Source organism: Aeromonas sp. ASNIH4 (assembly GCF_002934425.1).
Taxonomy (GTDB): domain Bacteria; phylum Pseudomonadota; class Gammaproteobacteria; order Enterobacterales; family Aeromonadaceae; genus Aeromonas; species Aeromonas hydrophila.
Map to the genome: position 1 here is coordinate 703225 of NZ_CP026217.1, position 19981 is coordinate 723205.

Annotated in this window: 22 protein-coding genes; 15 read left to right on the top strand and 7 right to left on the bottom strand. The window is 62.0% G+C overall.

Annotated elements, in window-relative coordinates; translation table 11 throughout:
- Positions 1 to 462: 462 nt before the first annotated feature.
- Positions 463 to 1914, bottom strand: coding sequence for an aminoacyl-histidine dipeptidase (locus C2U40_RS03310; RefSeq protein WP_103828065.1), 1452 nt, complete (start codon positions 1912 to 1914; stop codon positions 463 to 465).
- A 917-nt stretch (positions 1915 to 2831) separates the two neighbouring features.
- Between C2U40_RS03310 and gpt the strand changes: the two genes are divergently transcribed.
- The 6 genes from gpt (at position 2832) to C2U40_RS03345 (ending at position 8541) form a co-directional block, all read left to right on the top strand.
- Complete coding sequence (gene gpt / locus C2U40_RS03320; protein ID WP_016351815.1) at positions 2832 to 3299, top strand: xanthine phosphoribosyltransferase; 468 nt, start codon at positions 2832 to 2834, stop codon at positions 3297 to 3299.
- 119 nt (positions 3300 to 3418) lie between these two features.
- Positions 3419 to 4687, top strand: a complete 1269-nt coding sequence (gene frsA, locus C2U40_RS03325) for an esterase FrsA (protein ID WP_011707188.1) — start codon at positions 3419 to 3421, stop codon at positions 4685 to 4687.
- Between the two features lie 61 nt (positions 4688 to 4748).
- A complete protein-coding gene (gene crl, locus C2U40_RS03330) occupies positions 4749 to 5141 on the top strand; it encodes a sigma factor-binding protein Crl (RefSeq protein ID WP_011707187.1) in 393 nt (130 codons plus the stop codon).
- Between the two features lie 160 nt (positions 5142 to 5301).
- Positions 5302 to 6405: a glutamate 5-kinase gene (proB, locus tag C2U40_RS03335; RefSeq protein ID WP_103828066.1), complete on the top strand. Its 1104-nt coding sequence runs from the start codon at positions 5302 to 5304 to the stop codon at positions 6403 to 6405.
- Between the two features lie 93 nt (positions 6406 to 6498).
- Positions 6499 to 7752 carry a glutamate-5-semialdehyde dehydrogenase gene (locus tag C2U40_RS03340; RefSeq protein ID WP_103828067.1) on the top strand — a complete coding sequence of 418 codons (1254 nt, stop codon included), beginning with the start codon at positions 6499 to 6501 and terminating at the stop codon, positions 7750 to 7752.
- Between the two features lie 153 nt (positions 7753 to 7905).
- Positions 7906 to 8541: a murein L,D-transpeptidase catalytic domain family protein gene (locus C2U40_RS03345; protein ID WP_011707184.1), complete on the top strand. Its 636-nt coding sequence runs from the start codon at positions 7906 to 7908 to the stop codon at positions 8539 to 8541.
- Between the two features lie 70 nt (positions 8542 to 8611).
- Here the strand turns inward: C2U40_RS03345 and C2U40_RS03350 are convergent, their stop codons facing one another.
- On the bottom strand, positions 8612 to 9043 hold the full coding sequence (locus C2U40_RS03350) for a universal stress protein (RefSeq protein WP_011707183.1): 432 nt from the start codon (positions 9041 to 9043) through the stop codon (positions 8612 to 8614).
- A gap of 186 nt (positions 9044 to 9229) precedes the next feature.
- Here C2U40_RS03350 and C2U40_RS03355 point away from each other — a divergent pair, with 186 nt between their 5' ends.
- Entirely contained in the window at positions 9230 to 9970 is a 741-nt protein-coding gene (locus C2U40_RS03355; RefSeq protein WP_011707182.1) for a hypothetical protein, read from the top strand.
- Positions 9971 to 10015: 45 nt separating this feature from the next.
- On the opposite strand, the gene C2U40_RS03360 is transcribed toward C2U40_RS03355, so the two are convergent.
- Positions 10016 to 10519: an RNA methyltransferase gene (locus C2U40_RS03360; protein ID WP_103828068.1), complete on the bottom strand. Its 504-nt coding sequence runs from the start codon at positions 10517 to 10519 to the stop codon at positions 10016 to 10018.
- Between the two features lie 197 nt (positions 10520 to 10716).
- Here C2U40_RS03360 and C2U40_RS03365 point away from each other — a divergent pair, with 197 nt between their 5' ends.
- Positions 10717 to 11808, top strand: coding sequence for a PfkB family carbohydrate kinase (locus C2U40_RS03365; protein WP_024943589.1), 1092 nt, complete (start codon positions 10717 to 10719; stop codon positions 11806 to 11808).
- Complete coding sequence (locus tag C2U40_RS03370) at positions 11802 to 12710, top strand: pseudouridine-5'-phosphate glycosidase (protein ID WP_101149942.1); 909 nt, start codon at positions 11802 to 11804, stop codon at positions 12708 to 12710. The genes C2U40_RS03365 and C2U40_RS03370 overlap by 7 nt, the downstream gene beginning before the upstream one ends.
- Before the next feature lie 75 nt (positions 12711 to 12785).
- On the opposite strand, the gene C2U40_RS03375 is transcribed toward C2U40_RS03370, so the two are convergent.
- Positions 12786 to 13511 (bottom strand): carbonic anhydrase, encoded by a 726-nt coding sequence (locus tag C2U40_RS03375; protein ID WP_103828069.1) that lies wholly within the window; start codon positions 13509 to 13511, stop codon positions 12786 to 12788.
- A gap of 449 nt (positions 13512 to 13960) precedes the next feature.
- Between C2U40_RS03375 and C2U40_RS03380 the strand changes: the two genes are divergently transcribed.
- A complete protein-coding gene (locus C2U40_RS03380; protein WP_077095664.1) occupies positions 13961 to 14938 on the top strand; it encodes a cytochrome-c peroxidase in 978 nt (325 codons plus the stop codon).
- Positions 14939 to 15180: 242 nt separating this feature from the next.
- Positions 15181 to 15936, top strand: a complete 756-nt coding sequence (locus tag C2U40_RS03385; protein ID WP_011707167.1) for a DNA/RNA non-specific endonuclease — start codon at positions 15181 to 15183, stop codon at positions 15934 to 15936.
- A gap of 45 nt (positions 15937 to 15981) precedes the next feature.
- Here the strand turns inward: C2U40_RS03385 and C2U40_RS03390 are convergent, their stop codons facing one another.
- The 3 genes from C2U40_RS03390 to C2U40_RS03400 are packed head-to-tail and all read right to left on the bottom strand — an operon-like array spanning position 15982 to position 17804.
- Positions 15982 to 16197 (bottom strand): hypothetical protein, encoded by a 216-nt coding sequence (locus tag C2U40_RS03390; RefSeq protein WP_017409353.1) that lies wholly within the window; start codon positions 16195 to 16197, stop codon positions 15982 to 15984.
- Positions 16198 to 16244: 47 nt separating this feature from the next.
- The gene (locus C2U40_RS03395) at positions 16245 to 17321 is read right to left on the bottom strand and encodes a methyltransferase (RefSeq protein ID WP_103828070.1); all 1077 of its coding nucleotides are present in this window, start codon (positions 17319 to 17321) and stop codon (positions 16245 to 16247) included.
- An 18-nt stretch (positions 17322 to 17339) separates the two neighbouring features.
- Positions 17340 to 17804, bottom strand: coding sequence for a hypothetical protein (locus tag C2U40_RS03400; protein ID WP_011707164.1), 465 nt, complete (start codon positions 17802 to 17804; stop codon positions 17340 to 17342).
- 176 nt (positions 17805 to 17980) lie between these two features.
- On the opposite strand from C2U40_RS03400, the gene C2U40_RS03405 reads away from it, so the two are divergent.
- Genes C2U40_RS03405 through C2U40_RS03420 form a run of 4 tightly spaced genes read left to right on the top strand, consistent with a single transcriptional unit; the run spans position 17981 to position 19973 of the window.
- A complete protein-coding gene (locus C2U40_RS03405; protein WP_103828071.1) occupies positions 17981 to 18694 on the top strand; it encodes a beta-ketoacyl synthase chain length factor in 714 nt (237 codons plus the stop codon).
- On the top strand, positions 18679 to 19437 hold the full coding sequence (locus C2U40_RS03410) for a lysophospholipid acyltransferase family protein (RefSeq protein ID WP_016351793.1): 759 nt from the start codon (positions 18679 to 18681) through the stop codon (positions 19435 to 19437). Before C2U40_RS03405 ends, C2U40_RS03410 begins: the two co-directional genes overlap by 16 nt.
- Before the next feature lie 17 nt (positions 19438 to 19454).
- On the top strand, positions 19455 to 19721 hold the full coding sequence (locus C2U40_RS03415; protein WP_181014830.1) for a phosphopantetheine-binding protein: 267 nt from the start codon (positions 19455 to 19457) through the stop codon (positions 19719 to 19721).
- Positions 19722 to 19724: 3 nt separating this feature from the next.
- Positions 19725 to 19973, top strand: a complete 249-nt coding sequence (locus C2U40_RS03420; RefSeq protein ID WP_103828073.1) for an acyl carrier protein — start codon at positions 19725 to 19727, stop codon at positions 19971 to 19973.
- Positions 19974 to 19981 lie beyond the last annotated feature (8 nt).

Genomic DNA, 19981 nt, shown 5'->3' on the forward strand with positions numbered 1-19981 from the left:
AATTGCCCGCTGGCGGCATCAGGCGCCATAGCGGAAGTAGTAGTTGCGGGTTGCCGGCGCATAGGTATCTTTCTCTACGACGCCTTTCTTGCTGGTTACACCCTTCAGGTGGAACAGAACTGCCAGATTCTCAAACATATATTCACCTCATTGCACTGTCGTTGATTTGTTATCTGTGACCTGGGTCACGCTTTGATCCTATGGCCTTCTGTGAGCTGGATCAACTTTTTGTGTTGTAAATTTACATAAATCATAGAAAGGGTTTTCAAATCCAAGGTTGCTTATGGAGACGGTTTCAGCAGGCTCTCAGATTGATACCCGTGGTCTGGCTGAGCCACGGATGGGGGCGGCAGAGCAGTCCGGCGGTTTCGAGGGTAAACATGCCAAGGGTGAGAGCAGGCAAAAAAATACCCCGCACCTGGCGGGGTATGTGGTGTGGCCGGTCGGCCTTGACCTGCGGGCTTATTTGGCCGGGATCTGTTCCAGCACGTGAACCAGCAGCTGCCAGAACCGCTCGACCGCCGGAATGTGCACCTTCTCGCCCGGGGCGTGGGCGCCGCGGATGGTCGGGCCGAAGGAGACCATGTCCCACTCCGGGTAGGCGCTCTTGAACAGACCGCACTCGAGGCCGGCGTGGATCACCATGACGTTCGGCATCTCGCCGAACAGGGTCTGGTAGCTGTTGCGTACCAGTGCCATTACCGGGGAGTCCACGTTCGGTGCCCAGCCCGGGTAGGCGCCGGTAAACTCGCAGCTGGCGCCAGCCAGATTGAACAGGGAGCGGGTCATCTGTTCGACGCTCTCGCGACCGGAGTCGATGAGGGAGCGGATCAGGCACTGTACGTACACTTCACCATCCTGGGTCTTGATGACACCCAGGTTGGTGGAGGTCTCGGTCACGCCCGGGATGGCATCGCTCATGCGGATGACGCCGTTCGGGCAGGCCATCAGGGAGTCCAGCAGGCGGGCCTGCAGGGACTCGCTCATCAGCTGGGCCGGTTTTTCCTGGGTGGTGAGCAGCACGGTCAGGTTGACTTCGGTGGCGGCGAGCTCGCTCTGGTAGATGCCGGTATAACGGTCAACCAGGGCCTTGAATTCGTTGACGCTGGCGGCGGGCACCAGCAGCTTGGCACGGGCCTCGCGCGGGATGGCGTTGCGCAGGGTGCCGCCATGGATCTCGGCCAGACGCACGCCCAGCGGCTCGGCGGCCTTGAGCAGACGCACCAGCAGCTTGTTGGCGTTGCCGCGGCCGCGATGGATGTCGACCCCGGAGTGACCGCCGCGCAGGCCCTTGACCTGCAGCTCGAAACCTTCACCCTCGGTGGCGGCAACCAGCTCCAGCGGGAAGCGGATATTGGCATCCACCCCGCCGGCGCAGCCCATGTAGACCTCGCCATCCTCTTCGGAGTCGGTGTTGAGCAGGATCTCGCCTTCCAGCCAGCCCGCTTCCAGACCGAAGGCGCCGGTCATGCCGGTCTCTTCGTCGGTGGTCAGCAGCACTTCCAGCGGACCGTGCTTGATGGTCTTGTCGGCCAGCACGGCCAGGCAGCCAGCCATGCCCATGCCGTTGTCGGCGCCCAGGGTGGTGCCGCGGGCAGTGACCCATTCACCGTCGATGTAGGCATCGATGGGATCCTTGGTGAAGTCGTGCTGGGTGTCGGCGTTGGCCTGCGGCACCATGTCGATGTGCGCCTGCAGCACCACGGCCTTGCGGTTTTCCATCCCCGGCGTGGCCGGTTTCTTGATGATGATGTTGCCGACGGCATCTTGCTTGACCGCCAGACCTTCCCCTTGTGCCCATTGGACGATCCAGGCGCTCAGCTGGGCTTCGTGCTTGGAAGGGTGGGGGATGGAGCAGATCTGTTCGAAGAAATGCCAAATCAGTTTGGGAGAGAGAGAACTAAGCTGTGCCACGTCGGGACTCCTTACCAGCACGGAAGATGACAGGGCCCCGGTAGCGGGGCGAGCAAGAGGATAACGATAATACAGTCAATCACACAAAAATGTGAGCGATCAGCGCAAATTGCGGGCGGCTTGTGCTGGCAAGCGGGGGAATGGCAGCGTACAGCTCCGGTATGGACGAAACGAACCAGCACAAAAGAAAATTTGTGACTCGCATCACAAAAATATTGAGTTTATGGCGCCGGCTGGTAAATTAACGACCGTGGTTCGCCACCCGTCAGGATGACGATGAATGCCTCCAGGGAACCGAAGCAAAGCAAGTGCGCCTCCATGGAACCGAGTGTCCGTTCAAGGATCTGAACCCGCATTAAGGTACGTAACTTGTTAAGCAATCAGGAGTTTATGATGTCAGGCAGCAATTCAACCTATTGGTTCGCCCAGTCTCTTTATACCCAGGGTTTCAACTATCCGAACCCCTACGCCAGCCGCCGTTAAGGCAGGTTGCCGGCCGGGCTGACAGGCAGATCGAAAACAGCAGGCGAGTGAGGAATCCATCCTCCCCCTGCTATTTTTTTATCTGCTGCTCGGCGAGCGTCGCCCGTGAGAGGGAAAAGAGGGAGTCAGCCGGACTTGCTTCGATTTTTTTCCTGCATTTCGCATACGTTTGCCAGTCAATTTATCCGCGAACGATGGTATCATGCCCGCCCAACAGCCTGTCTGCGGTCCTGCCCCCTCTGTGACATGACCGCCAGCTCTGCCCATCCTGCTTCCATTGCATCTGTTTTCGCTGCCGAGGGTCTTCTCCCGAGGCGGTCGTAGTGCAAGCCGAATTTGGGAAAAAGGGCCGTCAGCATTAACGAAATCACGTGCGTCAGCACGGGTTTTTAAGTCGTAAGTGATTGTTTTTATAACTCGTTGAGATCGATAGCATGCCAAAAAAATTCTACGTATCGTGGGACAACCTGCAACGTGAAGCGCGCCGTCTGGCCCGCCGTCAACTGCCCGTCAGCCAGTGGAAAGGGATCATCGCGGTCAGCCGCGGCGGCTTGGTTCCGGCTGCACTGATGGCGCGTGAACTTGGCATCCGCAACGTCGAAACCCTGTGCATCTCCAGCTATGACCACAACAGCCAGCGTGATCTGGTGGTGGTGAAGGCCGCCACCACCGCGGGTGACGGCGAAGGCTGGCTGGTGGTGGAAGATCTGGTGGACACTGGCACCACCGCCAAGGCAATCCGCGAGCTCTACCCCAAGGCCAAGTTCATCGCGATCTTCGCCAAGCCGATGGGTGAGCAACTGCTGGATGACTTCGAAGTCGCCATCCCGCAAGACACCTGGATCGAACAGCCGTGGGATATGGCGCTGGAGTTTGCCACGCCGATCTGCGACGAAGAGTAAGCAGCGAATCAGCTTCACAGGGCTCCTATATGGAGCCCTGTTTTTTTGTGGTGCAACTGGCTGCCGGGCGGGAAAAGTGGTTAAGATGGAGCCATTGCATGACAGTATGAGTAATAGCTTTGGACTTGAACGACGACCTTAACCTGACCGAGAAGCTCTTTACCCGGGTGAAAAAGGTGCTGGAGACCTCGGAAGTCTCCAACTCCAGCCCGGTCGCGGAGCAGGATGACAATGTCGATGAGACCTTCATCGACGGTTCCATGTCATCGCGCTGGTATCGTCTGCTGCGCCGGCCGACCTGGGCCTGGCAAGGGGCGGACCCGGTCGAGGTGGAGCAGACCCTGGCCTGCATCGCCATGGGAGAGGGCGAGCGTACCCACGAGCGCTTCCTGGATACCATCAAGGGTTATGTGCCCGGCAACTGGGTCTATGAGTGGAGCCAGCTGGCCGGCCGCTACTTCAACCGGGGTCGCGAGCTGGTGGCACAGGGCGAGCGGGCCGCTGCCCTGAAAAGCCTGCTCAAGGCGGTGCGTTACTACTCCATCGCCAGCTATCCCCATCTGAAGAATGACGAGCTGGCGGATCAGGCCCAACTGCTCGGCAACATGGCCTACCGCGAGGCGGGACGCCTGTTCAAGGTGCCGCTCAAGGAGCTGCAGGTGCCGTTTCGCGGCAAGCACATTCAGGGCTACCTGCACCTGCCGACCACCGACAAGCCGGTACCCCTGGTCATCGTCAGCGGCGGCATCGACTCGCTGCAGGTCGACTTCCTCAATTTCTATCTCAAGTGCCTGGAGCCCAACGGCATCGGCATGTTGTCGCTCGATATGCCGGGCATCGGCTATGCCGAGCATTGGCCGCTGGTGCAGGACACCAGCCGGCTACATCAGGCGGTATTGAATCATCTGTCCGAAGTGGCCTGGGTCGATCACCAGCGCATCGCCATGGTGGGCTTTCGCCTGGCGGGCAATGTGGCGGCACGGCTGGCCTTCATCGAGCCGTTCAAGCTCAGGACCGTGGTCTGCATCGGCGCCGGCGTCAATCAGGTGTTTACCAATCAGGAGATGTTTGCCCGCTGCCCGCGCATGATGCGCGACGGGCTGGCCAACCGGCTGGGGGCCGATGCGGCCCAGTGGGAGTCGCTGCGTACCAAGTGCCAGGTATTTTCACTCAAGACGCAAGGATTGCTGGGGACTCGCACTTCCGTGCCGATATTGAGTATTGGACACAAGAAAGATTTTATTTGTCCCGAGCAGGATGTCCGGGCATTGGCGTCCGCCAGCCGCAACGGCAAGGCGGTGGTGTTCGACAAGCAACCCTTGCTGGAGGTATACGACGAGGCGTTGAAAGAGATGGTCGACTGGCTCAAGAAGCACCTATGTACATGATATAGCGCTAAAATATAACGTCATCCCAGGGTGATGTGGCTTGTTCAACAGGGAGGTTAACATGTCAGAAAGAGTGACCTACAAGCGACTGCTGAGGCAGTTTGCCGCGATTGGCCCCTATTTACGTGAGGACCTGTGTGAAGAGGGGCGTTACCGTTTCGACTGCCTTTCCGTCTGTGTCAGTGCCAAGCCGGCGCCGGACAAACGGGAATTCTGGGGCTGGTGGCTGGTGCTGGAGCAGCAGGATCACAGCTTCAGCTATCACTATCAGGTCGGCTTCTACAACGCCGAAGGGGAGTGGCTCAACAAGCCGCTGCCCAAGAAGCATCAGGCTGAAGTCGAACGTACCCTCAACCACTTCTACAAGCTCATCAGTGACAAACTGCATCAGCTTGGTTGCCAGCTCGCTCCCGCCGAGCAGGTCACCAACGAACTGACCGTCACCGCCGCTTGATGACCCGCCGCCCCGCCAGCCACCCATCGGCTGGCGGGGCGTTTCTTTGCCGCGTGCTCCGCTTTGCCTGCCCCCGCCGCAGCCCTGGTGTTAATTGCCTTGCAGGGCAACAGGGCCGTGGGTATAAAGGGATTCCTTATATTTCAGCCTTTTTGCTCCCATGGAAAACAGAACCATAGTCGTCAAACTGGGCACCAGCGTGCTCACCGGGGGATCTGCCCAGCTCAATCGTGCCCACATGGTCGAGCTGGTCAGACAGTGTGCAGCCTTGCACCGTCACGGCCACAGGGTCGTGGTGGTCACCTCGGGGGCCATTGCGGCCGGCCGTGAGCATCTGGGCCACCCTCCATTGGCGCCAACCCTGCCCAACAAGCAGATGCTGGCGGCCGTCGGCCAGACCCAGCTGATCCGGGTATGGCAGGATCTGTTCAACCTCTATGGGCTGCACATCGGTCAGATGCTGCTGACCCGCGCCGATCTTGAAGATCGCGAGCGTTACCTCAATGCCCGCGACACCCTGCGTACCCTGCTCGATCACCGCATCATCCCGGTCATCAACGAGAACGACGCGGTGGCGACAGCCGAGATCAAGGTGGGGGACAACGACAACCTCTCCGCTCGCGCCGCCATCCTGGCCGATGCGGATCTGCTGATCCTGCTCACCGACCAGAAGGGGCTGTTTACCGCCGATCCCCGTACCAACCCGGATGCCCAGCTCATCGAAGAGGTGCAGACCATCGACGACACCCTGCGCAAGCTGGCGGGTGACAGCGTCAGCGGGCTCGGTACCGGCGGCATGGCCACCAAGCTGCAGGCCGCCGACGTGGCGCGCCGCGCCGGCGTCAACGTGGTGATCGCCACCGGCCAGATGCCGGAAGTGGTCGGCCGTCTCGCCAAGGGCGAGCGCATCGGCACCCTGTTCCCGGCGCTGGCGTCACCGCTGGAAGGGCGCAAGAGCTGGATCCTGGCAGGGCCTCCTCCCCACGGCGAAGTGCAGGTGGATCAGGGCGCCGTGGCCGCCATGCAGGAGAAGGGCTCCAGCCTGCTGCCCAAGGGCATAGTGGCGGTGAAGGGCGATTTTGTGCGTGGCGACGTGGTGCGCATTCTCGACCCCAAGGGGGCCGAGCTGGCGCGTGGCATCTGCCGTTACAATCATCTGGAGCTGGACAAGCTGCGCGGCGTCCATTCGGACAACATCGAACAGGTGCTGGGTTACGGCTATGGTGCCGTGGCCATCCACCGCGACGACATGGTGCTGCTGTGAGCCGCCAGCCGCTGCCATGCAAGGGCAGCGGCACATCAAGATAAAGGGGGACGCCGCCATCGGGCGGCCCCGCAAGAACCAAAGGGAAGAGAGATGAGTCTGGAGAAAATGGGGCAGGCGGCCCGTGAAGCCGCCTATCAGCTGGCTACCGTCAGCACGGCGCAGAAGAACCGGGCGCTGGCCGCCATCGCCGACGAGCTGGAGGCGCGCAGCCACCAGATCCTGGCCGCCAACGAGAAAGACATCGCCGCCGGCCGTGCGGCTGGCTTGTCAGACGCCATGCTGGATCGGCTGCTGCTCAACCCGGCCCGGCTGGCCGGTATCGTGGCGGACGTGCGCAAGGTGATCTCTCTGGACGATCCGGTCGGGGCCGAAATCGACAGCCGGGTGCTGGAGAACGGCCTGCGCCTCTCCCGCCGCCGGGTGCCCATCGGCGTTATCGGTGTCATCTACGAGGCGCGTCCCAACGTCACCATCGATATCGCCAGCCTCTGCCTCAAGACCGGCAACGCCAGCATACTGCGTGGCGGCCGCGAAACCTTCCACTCCAACCTGGAGCTGGTGCGGGTGATCCAGAGCGCGCTGGCGGCCTCCGGCCTGCCGCGCGATGCGGTGCAATACATCGACAACCCGGATCGGGCGCTGGTGGGCGAGTTGCTGCGCCTCGACCGCTACGTGGACATGATCATCCCCCGCGGTGGCGCCGGGCTGCACAAGATGTGCAAGGAGAACAGCTCCATTCCGGTGATCATCGGCGGTTTTGGCATCAGCCACATCTTTGTGGACGAGAGCGCCGATCTGGCGCGCTCCCTGGCGGTCATCGACAACGCCAAGGTGCAGCGCCCCTCCGCCTGCAATGCCCTCGACAGCTTGCTGGTGCATGAGAAGGTCGCCGCAACCCTGCTGCCGCAGCTGGTGGGTCTGATGAACGAGCGCAAGGTGGCCCTGGTCGCGACCCCCGAGGCCATGCCGCTGCTGGCGGGCGCCGACAGCCTGCGTGGCGCCGGCCCGGAAGACTTCGATACCGAGTGGCTCTCGCTGACCCTGGGGGTCAAGCTGGTGGCGGATGTGAACGAAGCGCTGGCCCACATGCGCGAGCACAACGCCGGCCACTCCGATGCCATCCTCACCAACGATCTGGCCAATGCCGAGCGTTTCGTCAACGGGGCAGGTTCGGCGGCGGTCTACGTCAACGCCTCCACCCGCTTCACCGACGGCGGCCAGTTCGGGCTGGGGGCCGAGGTGGCGGTCTCGACCCAGATGCTGCATGCCCGTGGCCCCATGGGGCTGACCGAGCTCACCAGCTACAAGTGGGTGGGATTGGCGGACTATCTGAGTCGCGCCTGACGCCTTTTGGGGCCTGTGTGAAGATGCCGACTCAGGTCGGCATTTTTTTGCTTTTTTCTTGCCTGCTATCAGGGGCTTGCATATAACTATCCAGCGAGGTGTGGCGATATTTTGAGCGCTGCGCTAGCCACAAAAACGGGAGCAGATTCAAGGATGAAGCAAACAGATTGGATGAAGCGCTGGGGTGCGCTCTGGCTGGGGTTGCCGCTGCTGCTGGGGGCACTCTGCTTCAGCAGCAACAGCCACGCCAGCTGGGATCAGGATCTCTACCGCCAGTTGGGGCTGGCCGGCAAGCTCGACAAACAGGTATTTCGCAAGGCCATCAATAGCTACCAGAGCGTGCGCCACAAGCGCAAACCCATTCTCACCATCATCGACTACAGCAAACCCTCGACCATGCGCCGGCTGTTCGTCATCGACGTGAAACGCCACAAGCTGCTCTACCACACCTGGGTCAGCCATGGCCGCAACTCGGGCGAGCTGGCCGCCAACCAGTTTTCCAACCAGTTCAACTCCATGAAGAGCTCGCTCGGGGTCTATCGCACCGCCGAGACCTATCAGGGCAAGCACGGCTATTCGCTGCGCCTCGACGGCCTCAGCCCAGGCCAGAACAGCAATGCCCGCAAGCGGGCCATCGTGGTGCACGGCGCCGACTATGCCAGCCCGCGCCATCTGCGCAAATATGACAAGCTGGGCCGCAGCTGGGGCTGCCCCGCACTGCCCAAGGAGCAGTCCAGGGCCATCATCGACATCATCAAGGGGGGCAGCGTCATCTACGCCCACGGCTGAGGCCGGCCCGCGAGCCCAAATATAAAAGGCCAGCGAATGCTGGCCTTTTGCAGTGAGTCTGGCGTTGCGGCTACTTGCGTACCACCAGCACGGGGCAGGGGGCATGGCGCACCACGGACTCGGCCACGCTGCCTACCAGCAGATGGCTGATGCCGGAGCGGCCGTGGCTGCCCATCACCACCAGGTCGGCTTTCTCTTCCTTGGCCTGCACGACGATCTCGTCGGCGGCGCGACCGAAGCGCACCTCGAAGGTGGCCGGAATCGGCAGGCTGGCGATCAGCTCCTTCATCTGGCTCTTGGCTTGACGTTCCATCTCGTGGGTGATCTCGATGGCGGTCATGTGCAGGATCTTGTAGCTGTCGAAGCCGTGCAGTTGATCCACCACATGGACCAGTTTGAGTTCGGCCTTGTGGCTCTGGGCCATGAATACGGCATAGTCGAGCACGGCCTGTGACATCTGGGAAAAATCGACCGGACAGAGCAGGGTTTTAATGGATGGCATATGAAGGCTCCCCTATGTTGGGTTACTAATGAATCTTATTGTCAATAATACCGATTCAGCGGGCAATAACCCTCGACTCGCTCGCAAAACCGGGAAAAAGAGGTGCGTTGCCGGCAGATCTTCATATCATGGGGAATGGCTTGGGCGCGGCTGCAAACGGCATCGCCTGCGGAGAAACGGTAAGACATGATTCGTTTGTTGCTTTCATTGACGTTGCTGATTTGCTGGCCGGGTCGGGCCGATCCCCTCTATGTCTATTGCGATGACTGGCCGGGCTTCTGCCAGCCGGATGGCAGGGGCGTCTATCTGGACATAGTGCGGGCCATCTATCAGCCCAACGGCTACCAGGTCATGCCGCGCATCGTGCCCTACAAGCGGGCCCTGGCGGTGATCGCCCAGAAAGGGGGCGATATGGCGATGGGGGTCTATCGGGATGAGGTGAGCGGCGTGCTGCAACCCCGCCATCCCGCCTCGGCCGATGATCTGACGGTGCTGATGCTCAAGAAGTGGCGGCCCCAGTGGCAAGGGGAGCACAGTCTGAGCGGGCAGGGGGTGGTGTGGCTGCGGGGCTGGGCCTTTGACAAGTACATACCGGTCTCCATGCGCTGGCACGAGATCGACAGCCACGACATGGCGCTGCAGCTGCTGGCCAAGGAGCGCTATCGCTACTACCTGACCGCCGGGGTGCTCTACTCGGCGGACTCCATTCCCGCCAACATGCAGCGCATCTTCCTGCGCTGGGTCCCGACCTATCCCATCTTTGCCGATACCGAGAAGGGGCGCAGCCTGCAACAGCTCTGGGATCAAGGCATGGTCAACCTGGTGCGACACGGCACCCTGGCCGAGATCTACCGGCGCTACCAGCTCTACGACTATTACCGCGATTTCATCAAACAGCAGGAGCAGAGGCTAACCCCTGGCAACTAAAGCGCCCTGCGCCGAGGGCTGGTTACCTGTTCAGGCGCTTTTTTGTCAGCGTCTCAGCTGCTTGGCCAGCCGGTCATAGAGGATTACGTTGACCGAAGCCGCCAGGTTCATGCAACCACGTGTCGGGACGTAGATAACCTCCTGCACCGCCTTGAAGCGGGCGGGATCCAGGGTACCGTCCTCCGGGCCGAAGATGTAGAAGGCGCGCGCCGGGTGCACATAGTCCGGCAGCGAGGTGGCCCCCTCGATCAGATCCACCAGCACCGGCGTGCAGCCGGCCGGCACCATCTCCATCAGATCGTCGACCCCGAGCAGGGGGATCTTCTCCACCATCTGCTTGGTATCGGTGGTGAAGCGGCGTGCCAGTTCGAAGCGGTTGCCGGTGTAGTAGACCTCGTCCGCCCCGTAGCAGCCGGCGGCCCGCATCACGGCCCCCACGTTCTCCGGTGACTTGGGGTTGACCAGCCCGATGCAGCAATAGCCTGCGTCGCCATGCGGTGCTGACTCGTCCCCCTGTGGTGGCAGGCATTCGTGATCTGACTCTCTCATCTCGCTCTCCTCTGTGGCGGCCGCATTATAAGCCGTGCCCGCCGGCAAACGCAGAAAAAGTAACAGATAAAGGTCGAGAGTCGCTTGCTTCCTATCGTCGAATTTTTGTGCGCAAGCCGACAATTTTTGCACGAGGCGATGGCGGGTAAACGTTTTTCGGAAATAATGGACAAACGTTTGTAACTGGATTTTTGTCTATGACGGAACGTGAGCAAGAGATCCTCGCCCTGCTGCGCCAGGACCCCATGATTGCCCAGCAGGAGCTGGCAGACAGGCTCGGCATCAGCCGCTCGGCGCTGGCGAGCCATATCTCCAGCCTGATGCGCCAGGGCTATGTGCAGGGGCGCGGTTATGTGCTGCGGGAAGGGCCCTACGCCGTGGTGATCGGCGGCGCCAACATGGATATCTGCGGCTGCAGCCACGACAACCTGCGCATCGGCGACTCCAACCCCGGCAAGGTACGCACCTCGGCCGGCGGGGTGGGGCGCAACATCGCCGAGAACCTGGCGCGCCTCGGCACCGACACCCGGCTGCTGAGCGCGGTGGGCAACGATCAATACGGCCATCACTTGCTGGACGTGACCCAGCGTGCCGGCGTCGACGTGCGCCAGGTGCTGATGCTGGATGGCCAGGCAACCTCCTGTTACCTCAGCCTGCACGATGGCAGCGGCGAGATGAGCTGCGCCGTCAACGACATGGCGATCATCGAGCAGCTCACCCCGGCCAGGCTCACCCCCTTGAGCGGTTTTCTCGGTGCGGCCCGGCTCTGGGTGCTCGACACCAACCTCGCCACTCACACCCTCGACTGGCTGTTCGAGCGCCAGGGTGAGCACATCATCTTCGTCGACACCGTCTCGGTGGCCAAGGTGGAGAAGATCCGCCCCTGGCTGCACCGCATCCACACCCTCAAGCCCAACCGCAGCGAGGCGGAGCAGCTGTGCGGCTTCACCATCGCCGGGCCCGACACCTGGCCCATGGCGGCGGCCTGGTTCCACCGCGCCGGGGTGCAGCGGCTGTTCCTGAGCCTCGGCGATCAGGGAATTTTCTATAGCGACGGGGAGTGCCAGGGCCATCTGCCCGTGCTCGGCAGCCCGGTCGTCAACGTGACCGGCGGCGGCGATGCCTTCATGGCAGGGCTGGCCCACGCCTGGTTGCAGGAGCAGGGCATCATGGAGACAACCCGGTTCGCCCTCGGTTGCGCCGCCCTCACAGTCAATTGTTCCGATACCGTCTTTTCCGGCCTATCCAAGGCCGCCGTTGAACGCATGCTGGAGGAGTACCCATGTTGAACGCTTACCTCGATATCCAACCTGAAGTCGCCGCCGCGCTGGCCGCCGGCAAGCCGGTGGTGGCCCTGGAGTCCACCATCATCTCCCACGGCATGCCCTATCCGCAGAACGTGGAGACGGCGCGCCAGGTCGAGCAGGTGGTGCGCGACAACGGCGCCGTGCCGGCCACCATCGCCATCATCGATGGCCGCCTCAAGGTGGGTCTGGATGAGGGGGCGCTGGAGGCGCTGGGCCGGGCCGGTCATGCCGCCACCAAGTGCAGCCGCCGCGACATTCCCTTCGTGCTGGCCAACAAGGGGTTGGGGGCGACCACGGTGGCCTCCACCATGATCATTGCCGCCATGGCGGGGATCCGGGTGTTCGCCACCGGCGGTATCGGCGGCGTGCACCGCGGTGCCCAGGAGACCTTCGATATCTCGGCCGATCTGCAGGAATTTGCCCAGACCCCGGTGGCCGTGGTCTGCGCCGGTGCCAAGTCGATCCTCGACATCGGTCTGACCCTGGAGTACCTGGAGACCCAGGGCGTGCCGGTGATCGGCTACCAGACCGAGGAGCTGCCCGCCTTCTACACCCGCGAGAGCGGCTTCAAGGTGGATTACCGCCTCGAGAGCCCGGCGGCGATCGCCGAGGCGCTGCGCCTCAAGTGGGAGCTGGGGCTGGCCGGCGGTGCCGTGGTGGCCAACCCGATCCCGACCCAGTTTGCCATGCCCAAGGCCGACATCGACGCCGCCATTGCCCAGGCACTGCGAGAGGCGGACGAGCAGGGGGTGAAGGGCAAGGAGTCCACCCCCTTCCTGCTGGCCCGGGTGTGCGAACTGACCGGCGGCAACTCGCTGGCGGCCAACATCCAGCTGGTGTTGAACAATGCCGCGCTGGGGGCGCGCATCGCCGCCAGCCTTTGATCCGCTGTTGCAACAAAAAAAGAGGGCCCGTGGGCCCTCTTTTTTTCATCTCGGCTTTGTGAGTGGCCGGGGGCGTTATTGCAGTACCAGCCGACCGTGCAGCGGCTGCACGGGTCTGTTGTTGGGGTGGTGCATCACCGCCTTGAAGGCGTCGATCTGGCCCTGACTCACCTGCACCGGCTGCTTCATCACCAGCCAGCGCACCCCTTCCGAGCAGGGTGGGGTGGTCAGCGAGCCGCTGAAGCGGTAGTAGTCGCGTTTAGCGGGCAGCAGTTGTTCGGCCGAGATCGGTTCCTTGAAGGCGTGACTCTCTCCCGCCTTGGCTGGCAGCAGCTGCCAGGCCTGGCTCAGGGCAGCATTGGCCTGGCCCGGCTCGAACATCACCGCCACCACCGCCAGCTCACCCTTGGCGTTGGCATGCACCAGGTGCCCCTCCAGCGGATAGGAGTGGCCCTTGATGAGGTTTTCGCTGGGGGCGTGGAAGTGGAACTGCTTGAGCTCAAAGCGCATGCCGTCGAGCTCAAGGCTGCTGCCCAGGGCATAGTCGACCTGCACCGTGTGGCCGTTGTTGGTGACACTGCGGCCCCCCGCCAGGTAGTGAAACTGCAGCGGGGCCAGCTCGGCCTCGACCAAACCGTCGAGGTTGACCGGCGACTGGTTGCTGCCCGCGCACTGGCCAAATTCCGGGGTCAGTCTGGCCCACTGCGCCGGGCCGGCCTCACCGCTGTATTCCCAATGGGGGGTGGCGGCGAAGGCGGCGGGGCAGAGCAACAGGGCGGCGGCCAACAGGGACTTTCTCATCATGCATCCTTATCTTGATTGAAAAGCACGGCGATCCGTTTCCTGCATTGACGAGGAAATAACGGAAGGCATCATCTGAATTGCGGGATACAGAAGGTCAGACGGTATTTTTATTATTGGTTGGGTGATCGCCGACGATATTTATGATGTATTTAATATGAATCTAAATAATGGGCGGTCACGCCTGCATATTGAATAATCGCTTTATTCAATGACAGCAATCTAATTAATTGGCTGTTATCGCAGATGAATTTGCTCATAATTCACTCATCGGAATTCAGCTCTTTTTTGCCGCGCAAGTCCCCGCCACCAGTCCGTCTGTAATATATTAATTCATTGTTTTTAATGTGGTTTTTGTTGGTCTCATTTGATCTTGAGCAAATAACGCACAGACTTTCCCGGGCAGGCTGAGGCTGCTGTTATGCACAGCCACAAGGGAGAGAGAAAAAATGAATAAATATTGTCTGTTGCTGGCGCTGGGCCTGCCAGGGATGGGGTGGGCGAACGAGCCGATCCAGCCGGTGGAAGCGGCCAAGGTGAGCGCACCGGAAAAAGTCGAGCTGGGCAAGATGCTGTTCTTCGAGCCGCGGCTCTCGAAATCCAACGCCATCTCCTGCAACTCCTGCCACAACCTGGCGACCGGCGGGGTAGACAACCAGGTCAGTTCCCTCGGCCACAAGTGGAAGGAGGGGCCGATCAACTCGCCCACCGTGCTCAACTCCAGCCTCAACTTCGTGCAGTTCTGGGATGGGCGCGCCAAGGATCTGCAGGCGCAGGCAGCGGGCCCCATCGAGAACCCGCTGGAGATGGCCTTCACCCACAAGCTGGCGGTGGAAACCCTGCACACCCTGCCCGAGTACCGGACCCGGTTCAGCGCCGTGTACGGCAAGGCAGACTTCGGCATCGACGAGGTGACCGATGCCATCGCCGCCTTCGAGGAGACCCTGGTAACCCCCAATGCGCCGTTCGATCGCTGGCTGAAGGGGGATGCCAAGGCGCTGACCGCGCAGCAGCTGAAGGGCTATCAGCTGTTCAAGGAGAAGGGCTGCACCGCCTGCCACAACGGGGTGGCCATCGGCGGCAACTCCTACCAGAAGATGGGGCTGGTCAAGCCGTTCAAGACCGACAACCCGGCCCAGGGACGCGGCGCCGTGACCGGCGAGAAGCAGTTCATCGGCTGGTTCAAGGTGCCGACCCTGCGCAACATCGAGCTGACCTACCCCTACTTCCACGACGGCTCGGTGTGGGATCTGAAGGAGGCGGTGCAGATCATGGCTGACATCCAGCTCGGCCAGACCCTGAGCGAGCAGGAGGCGGACGACATGACCGCCTACCTCAAGAGCCTGACCGGCGAGCAGCCGCAGATAGTGTTGCCTATTCTGCCGCCCTCCCAACCCGATACCCCCAGGCCTCAGGTCAAGAGCTGAGCGGGAGTGATGATTGCAGCGGAGCCACCGGCTCCGCTTTTTTGTTCCTATCTATCTGATAAGCCTCTCGAAGTTACTGCACTACACAATGACAAAGGGATGACAATCCCCCAGCTGGCGGCGGCGATTTTACCGATTTGCAGCTCTCTTCACATTTCCGACACGCTCACAATTTGTTCGATTGCCTTACTCATCCGACCTGGTGTCAAATCACTCCGCCTAATACAAGGAGTGGCATAATAATGAATAATATCAATAAATTAGTTCTGGCTATCGGATTCACTCTCACCACCTTCCCGAGCCTGGCGGCGGGCTTCCAATGCAAGGATCACGTCAAGCTCGGGGTGCCCAGCCAATCCAGTCAACTGCTGTGCCGTGACGGCTATGCCGCCGGTTACAACTACGACACCAAGGTCTCTGACTGGGTCTCTTACCGGATGACGGCCGCCAGCGCCCAGGGCCAGGTGCCGCGCAAGGATGCCTTTGCCGAGGACAAGGAGGTGCCGGTGCAGTTCCGCGCCACCCTGGCCGACTACAAGGGCTCTGGCTATGACCGTGGCCACCAGGCGCCGGCGGCGGACATGCGCTCCACCGCCACCACCATGAAGCAGAGCTTTCTGCTGACCAACATGACCCCGCAACTGCCGGCGCTCAACCAGGGGGCCTGGCGCATCCTGGAGGAGAAGACCCGGCAGTGGGCCATCGCCTATCAGGATGTCTATGTGATCACCGGCCCCATCTTCACCAACTCCGATGCCTCCATCGGCAACGGCGTGACCGTGCCCCACGCCTATTACCGGGTGGTGATGGATGTGGCCAACAAGGAGGCGATCGCCTTCATCTTGCCGCAGCAGAACGTGTCGGCCAGCAAGCTGGCAGACTACATAGTGACGGTGGATGCGGTGGAGGAGCAGACTGGACTGGACTTCTTCGCCGAGCTGCCGGATGAGCAGGAAGAGGCCATGGAGTCTCAGCTGATGGCCATGTGGGGCAACTGAGCCAGGTCATGAGCACCATGAAAACAGGGGCCGCGGCCCCTGTTTTCATTTGCTCAGTTCATCCCCGACCTTCTTGACGGTATCCCGGGTGCCGTGGCCGATCTCCCGGGTCACGTCGCGGGTGGTGTGGCCAATCTCGCGGGTCACGTTGCGAGTGGTGTGCCCCACGGTTCTGCCCGCCTCCTTGATGTCGGCGCAGCCGCCGAGCAGGCTGCCCAGGGTCAAGCCGAGGGCCATCAGGGTCATGCAGTCACGCCTCATGCCGTGCTCCTTCTCGTTTCATCATCATCTCCATGCCGATGGCGGCATTATGGCCTCGTGTGCAACGGGCGGGCAACCAGCAGGGTGTGGCCCGGCCCCGGGATCTCGTGCTCGGCCTCCACGTGAAAGTGGGCCTCGCGCAGGCACTGGTACAGCTGTTTGGAGTGGTAGAAGCGGCTGTTGCCGTTGGCCAGACAGGTGAAGTAGAGGGAGGTGGCGTTGAGACTGAAACTGGCGGCTTCAAAGGATTGTCTGTCCCAGAACAGCTCCAGGATGCAGACCCGGGCGTCCGGTTTCATGGCCAGCCGGACCCGGTTCAGGATGGCGACGATCTGCGCGTGGCTGAAGCAGTCGAGAAACTGGCTCATCCACCAGATATCCGCCTCGCCGGGCAGGGGGCCTGCCTGCAGCAGATCCACCGGGTGGCCATGCACCTGCGCCGCCAGCCCCGCCTCCTCGATGTTGCAGCGGGCCAGCGCCAGCTGCTCGGGCAAATCCAGGATGGTGACCTGCAGCGCCGGATCCCGCCTGGCGCAGGCGATGGCCCACTTGCCGGTGTTGCCGCCCAGATCGTAGAGGTGGCGCGGCTCGTAGCCGAACACCTTGTCCTGGGCCTGCTGGAAGGCCCAGTCGGAGTAGAAGTGATCGAAGGCGAACCAGCTGCGGCGGGCCGGTTCGGGCAGCTCGCTCAGGTGCGGATAGAGGGTCTGCCAGGGGCCGAACTCCTGCAGACCGGCCGGGGTGCCGTCACGGATGGCGTCGAGCAGGTGGGCGAGGGGCTGATAGCAGACGTGCTGGGTGAAGTCGAGATTGACCCGGCTCATGGCGTCGTGCAGCAGGTATTTGCCGACCCGGCCCAGCACATAGTGCTCCTCGCTCAGATAGCAGAGTCCGCCGCCGAGCCCCATGTCCAGCAGCACGCCAGCGCCGTATTCGCTGAGCTGACACGCCTGGGCGATGTCGGCCAGCGCGGCCCCCTGGGAGCCGCGGGTTTCGAGATAGGCCAGCACCCCGGTTTCACGCAGGCACCAGCTGGCCTGAAACAGCATGGGCCCGAAGGCGATTTTCTGGGCCTCGCTGATGGCTTCCAGCGCGTTGTAGGGATCCGCCTGATAGTGATTCACGGGGTGGCTCCTGCCGGATCAGCGGCTCTGGGTGCGGGCGAGTTCCGCCTGAATGGCCTGATTCAGACCCAGTACCCAGCGGTTATAACTGCGGTGGATGCTGCCCTTGCCTTTGTCGTCCAGATTGACGCTGCTCACATAATTAATGGAATAATCGCGAGCGCTATAAGGAATATTGATCACCGCCTGATGCTGGCGCACATTGACCTGGCCTCGAATTAGTCCTGGCTGCTCCTGGCGCATTACCCAGCTCTTGCTGATGCCGGCCGTAATAATGGCATTGGCCACCTGTTCTTCGGTCAGATTGAAGGGCACCGGATTGGCTGCCATATTGCGAATTGGCTGGCTGGTGGAGCAGGCGGCAAGCAGGGCGCAGGCCAGCAGCAGGGATATTTTATTAATGAGTTTCATAATATTTTCCTTGGGAAGGATATTCATCAATTTGGGCGTGGCAATGAGACAACACAAATAGTTTATTTTCAATCACCAAGGCGGTTGATAATCTGCGCTGGCTATTATTTTTGATGAATAATGGTATTATCCGCCGGTATTAAGCCGATGACGCCATTCAATGTCGTGGAGCAGGCACTGCCCGCCGGGTGAGTGCCTTTTATCGTCTTCGCGTCCACCCATCGATGTAAGGACAGGTTGCCCGAAACATGCTCTCTTTCTCGCTGCTGGATAGTCAGGCCCTGTCACCCGGTCTGGCCGATGAGGCTGCCTGGCAGGCGTGGGCGCAGCAGGGCCGCTGGCCGGTCGACCCGCCGTTTCCCGCCACCCCCTTGCTGCCGATGATGATGGCGCGCCGCCTGAGTCAGGGCGCCCGGCTGGCGGTGCAGGTGGGGCTGAGCCTGCTGGCCCGCCACCAGATAGACAGTGCCGTCTTCGTCAGCCGCCACGGCGAGCTGGCCCGCTCCATGACCCTGCTGCAGGCGTTGGCGGACGGGCAGGCGTTGTCGCCCACCGATTTTTCTATGTCGGTGCACAACACCGCCGCCGGGCTCTGCTCCATTCAGGGCAAGGCCGCCATCCCCATGACCTCGCTGGCCGCGGGGGAGAACAGTCTGATGGCGGGCCTGACCGAAGCGGTCTGCGCCCTGCAGGCCGGCGCCCGTCGGGTGTTGCTGGTGGCTTTCGAGGGGCCGGTGCCCGAGTTTCACCGCCCCTGGCTGGCGCAAGAGGCGCCACCTCATGCGCTGGGGCTGGTGCTGGCGGCGGGCGAAGAGTGGCACTGTGCGGGGGCGCGTTGCACCGCCGCGTTGGCTGCCCGCCCGCTGCCGCAGAGTCTGGCCTGCTGGCGTGCCCTGCTGCGAGGCGAGCCGACCCTGCTCCTCGCTGACGACCGTCAGGAGTGGAGATGGCAGCGTTGCTGAACCGGGGCTGGCGGCTGATCGGCACGGCCCTCGGCTTCACCCTGTTCGGGGTGGGTGGTCTGCTGCTCTCCCTGTTCTGGTTTCCGCTGCTGGCGCTCTGTCTGCGCGGCGAGCGGCGCCGTACCCTGGCCCAGCTCACCATTCGCCACAGCTTTCGGCTGTTTCTCGGCGTGTTGCGCGGCTGGGGAGTGCTCGATTACCGCGTGAGCGGCATGCCCGCCCACCTGCGTGGCGCCCTGGTGGTGGCCAATCACCCCAGCCTGCTCGATTACGTCATGCTGGCGGCCGAGATGCCGGTGTGCGACTGCATCGTCAAGCAGTCCCTCTGGCGCAACCCCTTCATCGGCGGCGTGGTGCGGGCGGCCGACTATTTGCCCAACGTGGCAGGCGAGGATCTGCTGGCCCTGTGCCAGGCGCGGATCCGGGCCGGCGGTCTGCTGCTGGTGTTCCCGGAGGGAACCCGCACCACCCCGGGCGAACCCATCAAGCTGCAGCGCGGCGCGGCCCAGCTGGCGGTGCGCAGCCAGGTGCCGTTGCAACTGGTGCGGATCCACTGCAGCACCCGATTTCTCACCAAGCAGGACAAATGGTTCAAGATCCCGGAAAATAAGCCGATTTTCACCATAGAATTCCTGCAGCAAGTGGCGGCGGATGAGGTGGTCGCCACCGGCCAGAGCAGTGCGCTGGCCGCCCGCCAGTTGACCCGGTTTCTCACCCAGGCCCTGCAACCGGGGCCCCAATGACAGCATGTGGAACAGTTATGCAAGACCTGCATCTAGAGATAAAACAACTCATCATCGACAGCCTCAACCTCGAGGGGCTCATCCCTGACGACATCGACAGTCAGGCGCCGCTGTTCGGTGACGGCCTGGGGCTGGACTCCATCGATGCGCTGGAGCTGGGCCTTGCCATCAAGGGCCGCTACGGCATCGTGCTCTCCGCCGAGGATGAAAACACCCGTCGTCATTTTGCCTCCGTCACGGCGCTGGTCGCCCTGGTGCAGGCCCAGTCGAAAGGGGAGGCCTGAGCCATGACCCGTGACGACATCTTTGCCCAGATCAAGGCTGCCCTCGTCGAGCTGTTCGAGGTCGACGAAGAGGCCATCACCCCCGAGGCCCGTCTCTATCAGGATCTCGAGCTCGACAGTATCGACGCCATCGATCTGGTGGTGCACCAGCAGAAGTTGACCGGCAAGAAGATCAAGCCGGAAGAGTTCAAGTCGGTGCGCAGCGTCAACGACGTGGTGGATGCGGTCGAGCGTCTGCTGGCCGACGCCTGATGCCGGTG

Bases quoted from the DNA above. Each gene is read 5' to 3' on its own strand.
- C2U40_RS03405 (WP_103828071.1), top strand. From the start codon at position 17,981: ATGCTCTCTTTCTCGCTGCTGGATAGTCAGGCCCTGTCACCCGGTCTG.
- C2U40_RS03365 (WP_024943589.1), top strand. From the start codon at position 10,717: ATGACGGAACGTGAGCAAGAGATCCTCGCCCTGCTGCGCCAGGACCCC.
- gpt (WP_016351815.1), top strand. From the start codon at position 2,832: ATGCCAAAAAAATTCTACGTATCGTGGGACAACCTGCAACGTGAAGCG.
- C2U40_RS03370 (WP_101149942.1), top strand. From the start codon at position 11,802: ATGTTGAACGCTTACCTCGATATCCAACCTGAAGTCGCCGCCGCGCTG.
- C2U40_RS03385 (WP_011707167.1), top strand. From the start codon at position 15,181: ATGAATAATATCAATAAATTAGTTCTGGCTATCGGATTCACTCTCACC.
- C2U40_RS03355 (WP_011707182.1), top strand. From the start codon at position 9,230: ATGATTCGTTTGTTGCTTTCATTGACGTTGCTGATTTGCTGGCCGGGT.
- C2U40_RS03360 (WP_103828068.1), bottom strand. From the start codon at position 10,519: ATGAGAGAGTCAGATCACGAATGCCTGCCACCACAGGGGGACGAGTCA.
- C2U40_RS03340 (WP_103828067.1), top strand. From the start codon at position 6,499: ATGAGTCTGGAGAAAATGGGGCAGGCGGCCCGTGAAGCCGCCTATCAG.
- C2U40_RS03345 (WP_011707184.1), top strand. From the start codon at position 7,906: ATGAAGCAAACAGATTGGATGAAGCGCTGGGGTGCGCTCTGGCTGGGG.
- C2U40_RS03415 (WP_181014830.1), top strand. From the start codon at position 19,455: ATGCAAGACCTGCATCTAGAGATAAAACAACTCATCATCGACAGCCTC.
- C2U40_RS03380 (WP_077095664.1), top strand. From the start codon at position 13,961: ATGAATAAATATTGTCTGTTGCTGGCGCTGGGCCTGCCAGGGATGGGG.
- proB (WP_103828066.1), top strand. From the start codon at position 5,302: ATGGAAAACAGAACCATAGTCGTCAAACTGGGCACCAGCGTGCTCACC.
- C2U40_RS03420 (WP_103828073.1), top strand. From the start codon at position 19,725: ATGACCCGTGACGACATCTTTGCCCAGATCAAGGCTGCCCTCGTCGAG.
- C2U40_RS03390 (WP_017409353.1), bottom strand. From the start codon at position 16,197: ATGAGGCGTGACTGCATGACCCTGATGGCCCTCGGCTTGACCCTGGGC.
- C2U40_RS03375 (WP_103828069.1), bottom strand. From the start codon at position 13,511: ATGAGAAAGTCCCTGTTGGCCGCCGCCCTGTTGCTCTGCCCCGCCGCC.
- C2U40_RS03410 (WP_016351793.1), top strand. From the start codon at position 18,679: ATGGCAGCGTTGCTGAACCGGGGCTGGCGGCTGATCGGCACGGCCCTC.
- C2U40_RS03350 (WP_011707183.1), bottom strand. From the start codon at position 9,043: ATGCCATCCATTAAAACCCTGCTCTGTCCGGTCGATTTTTCCCAGATG.
- crl (WP_011707187.1), top strand. From the start codon at position 4,749: ATGTCAGAAAGAGTGACCTACAAGCGACTGCTGAGGCAGTTTGCCGCG.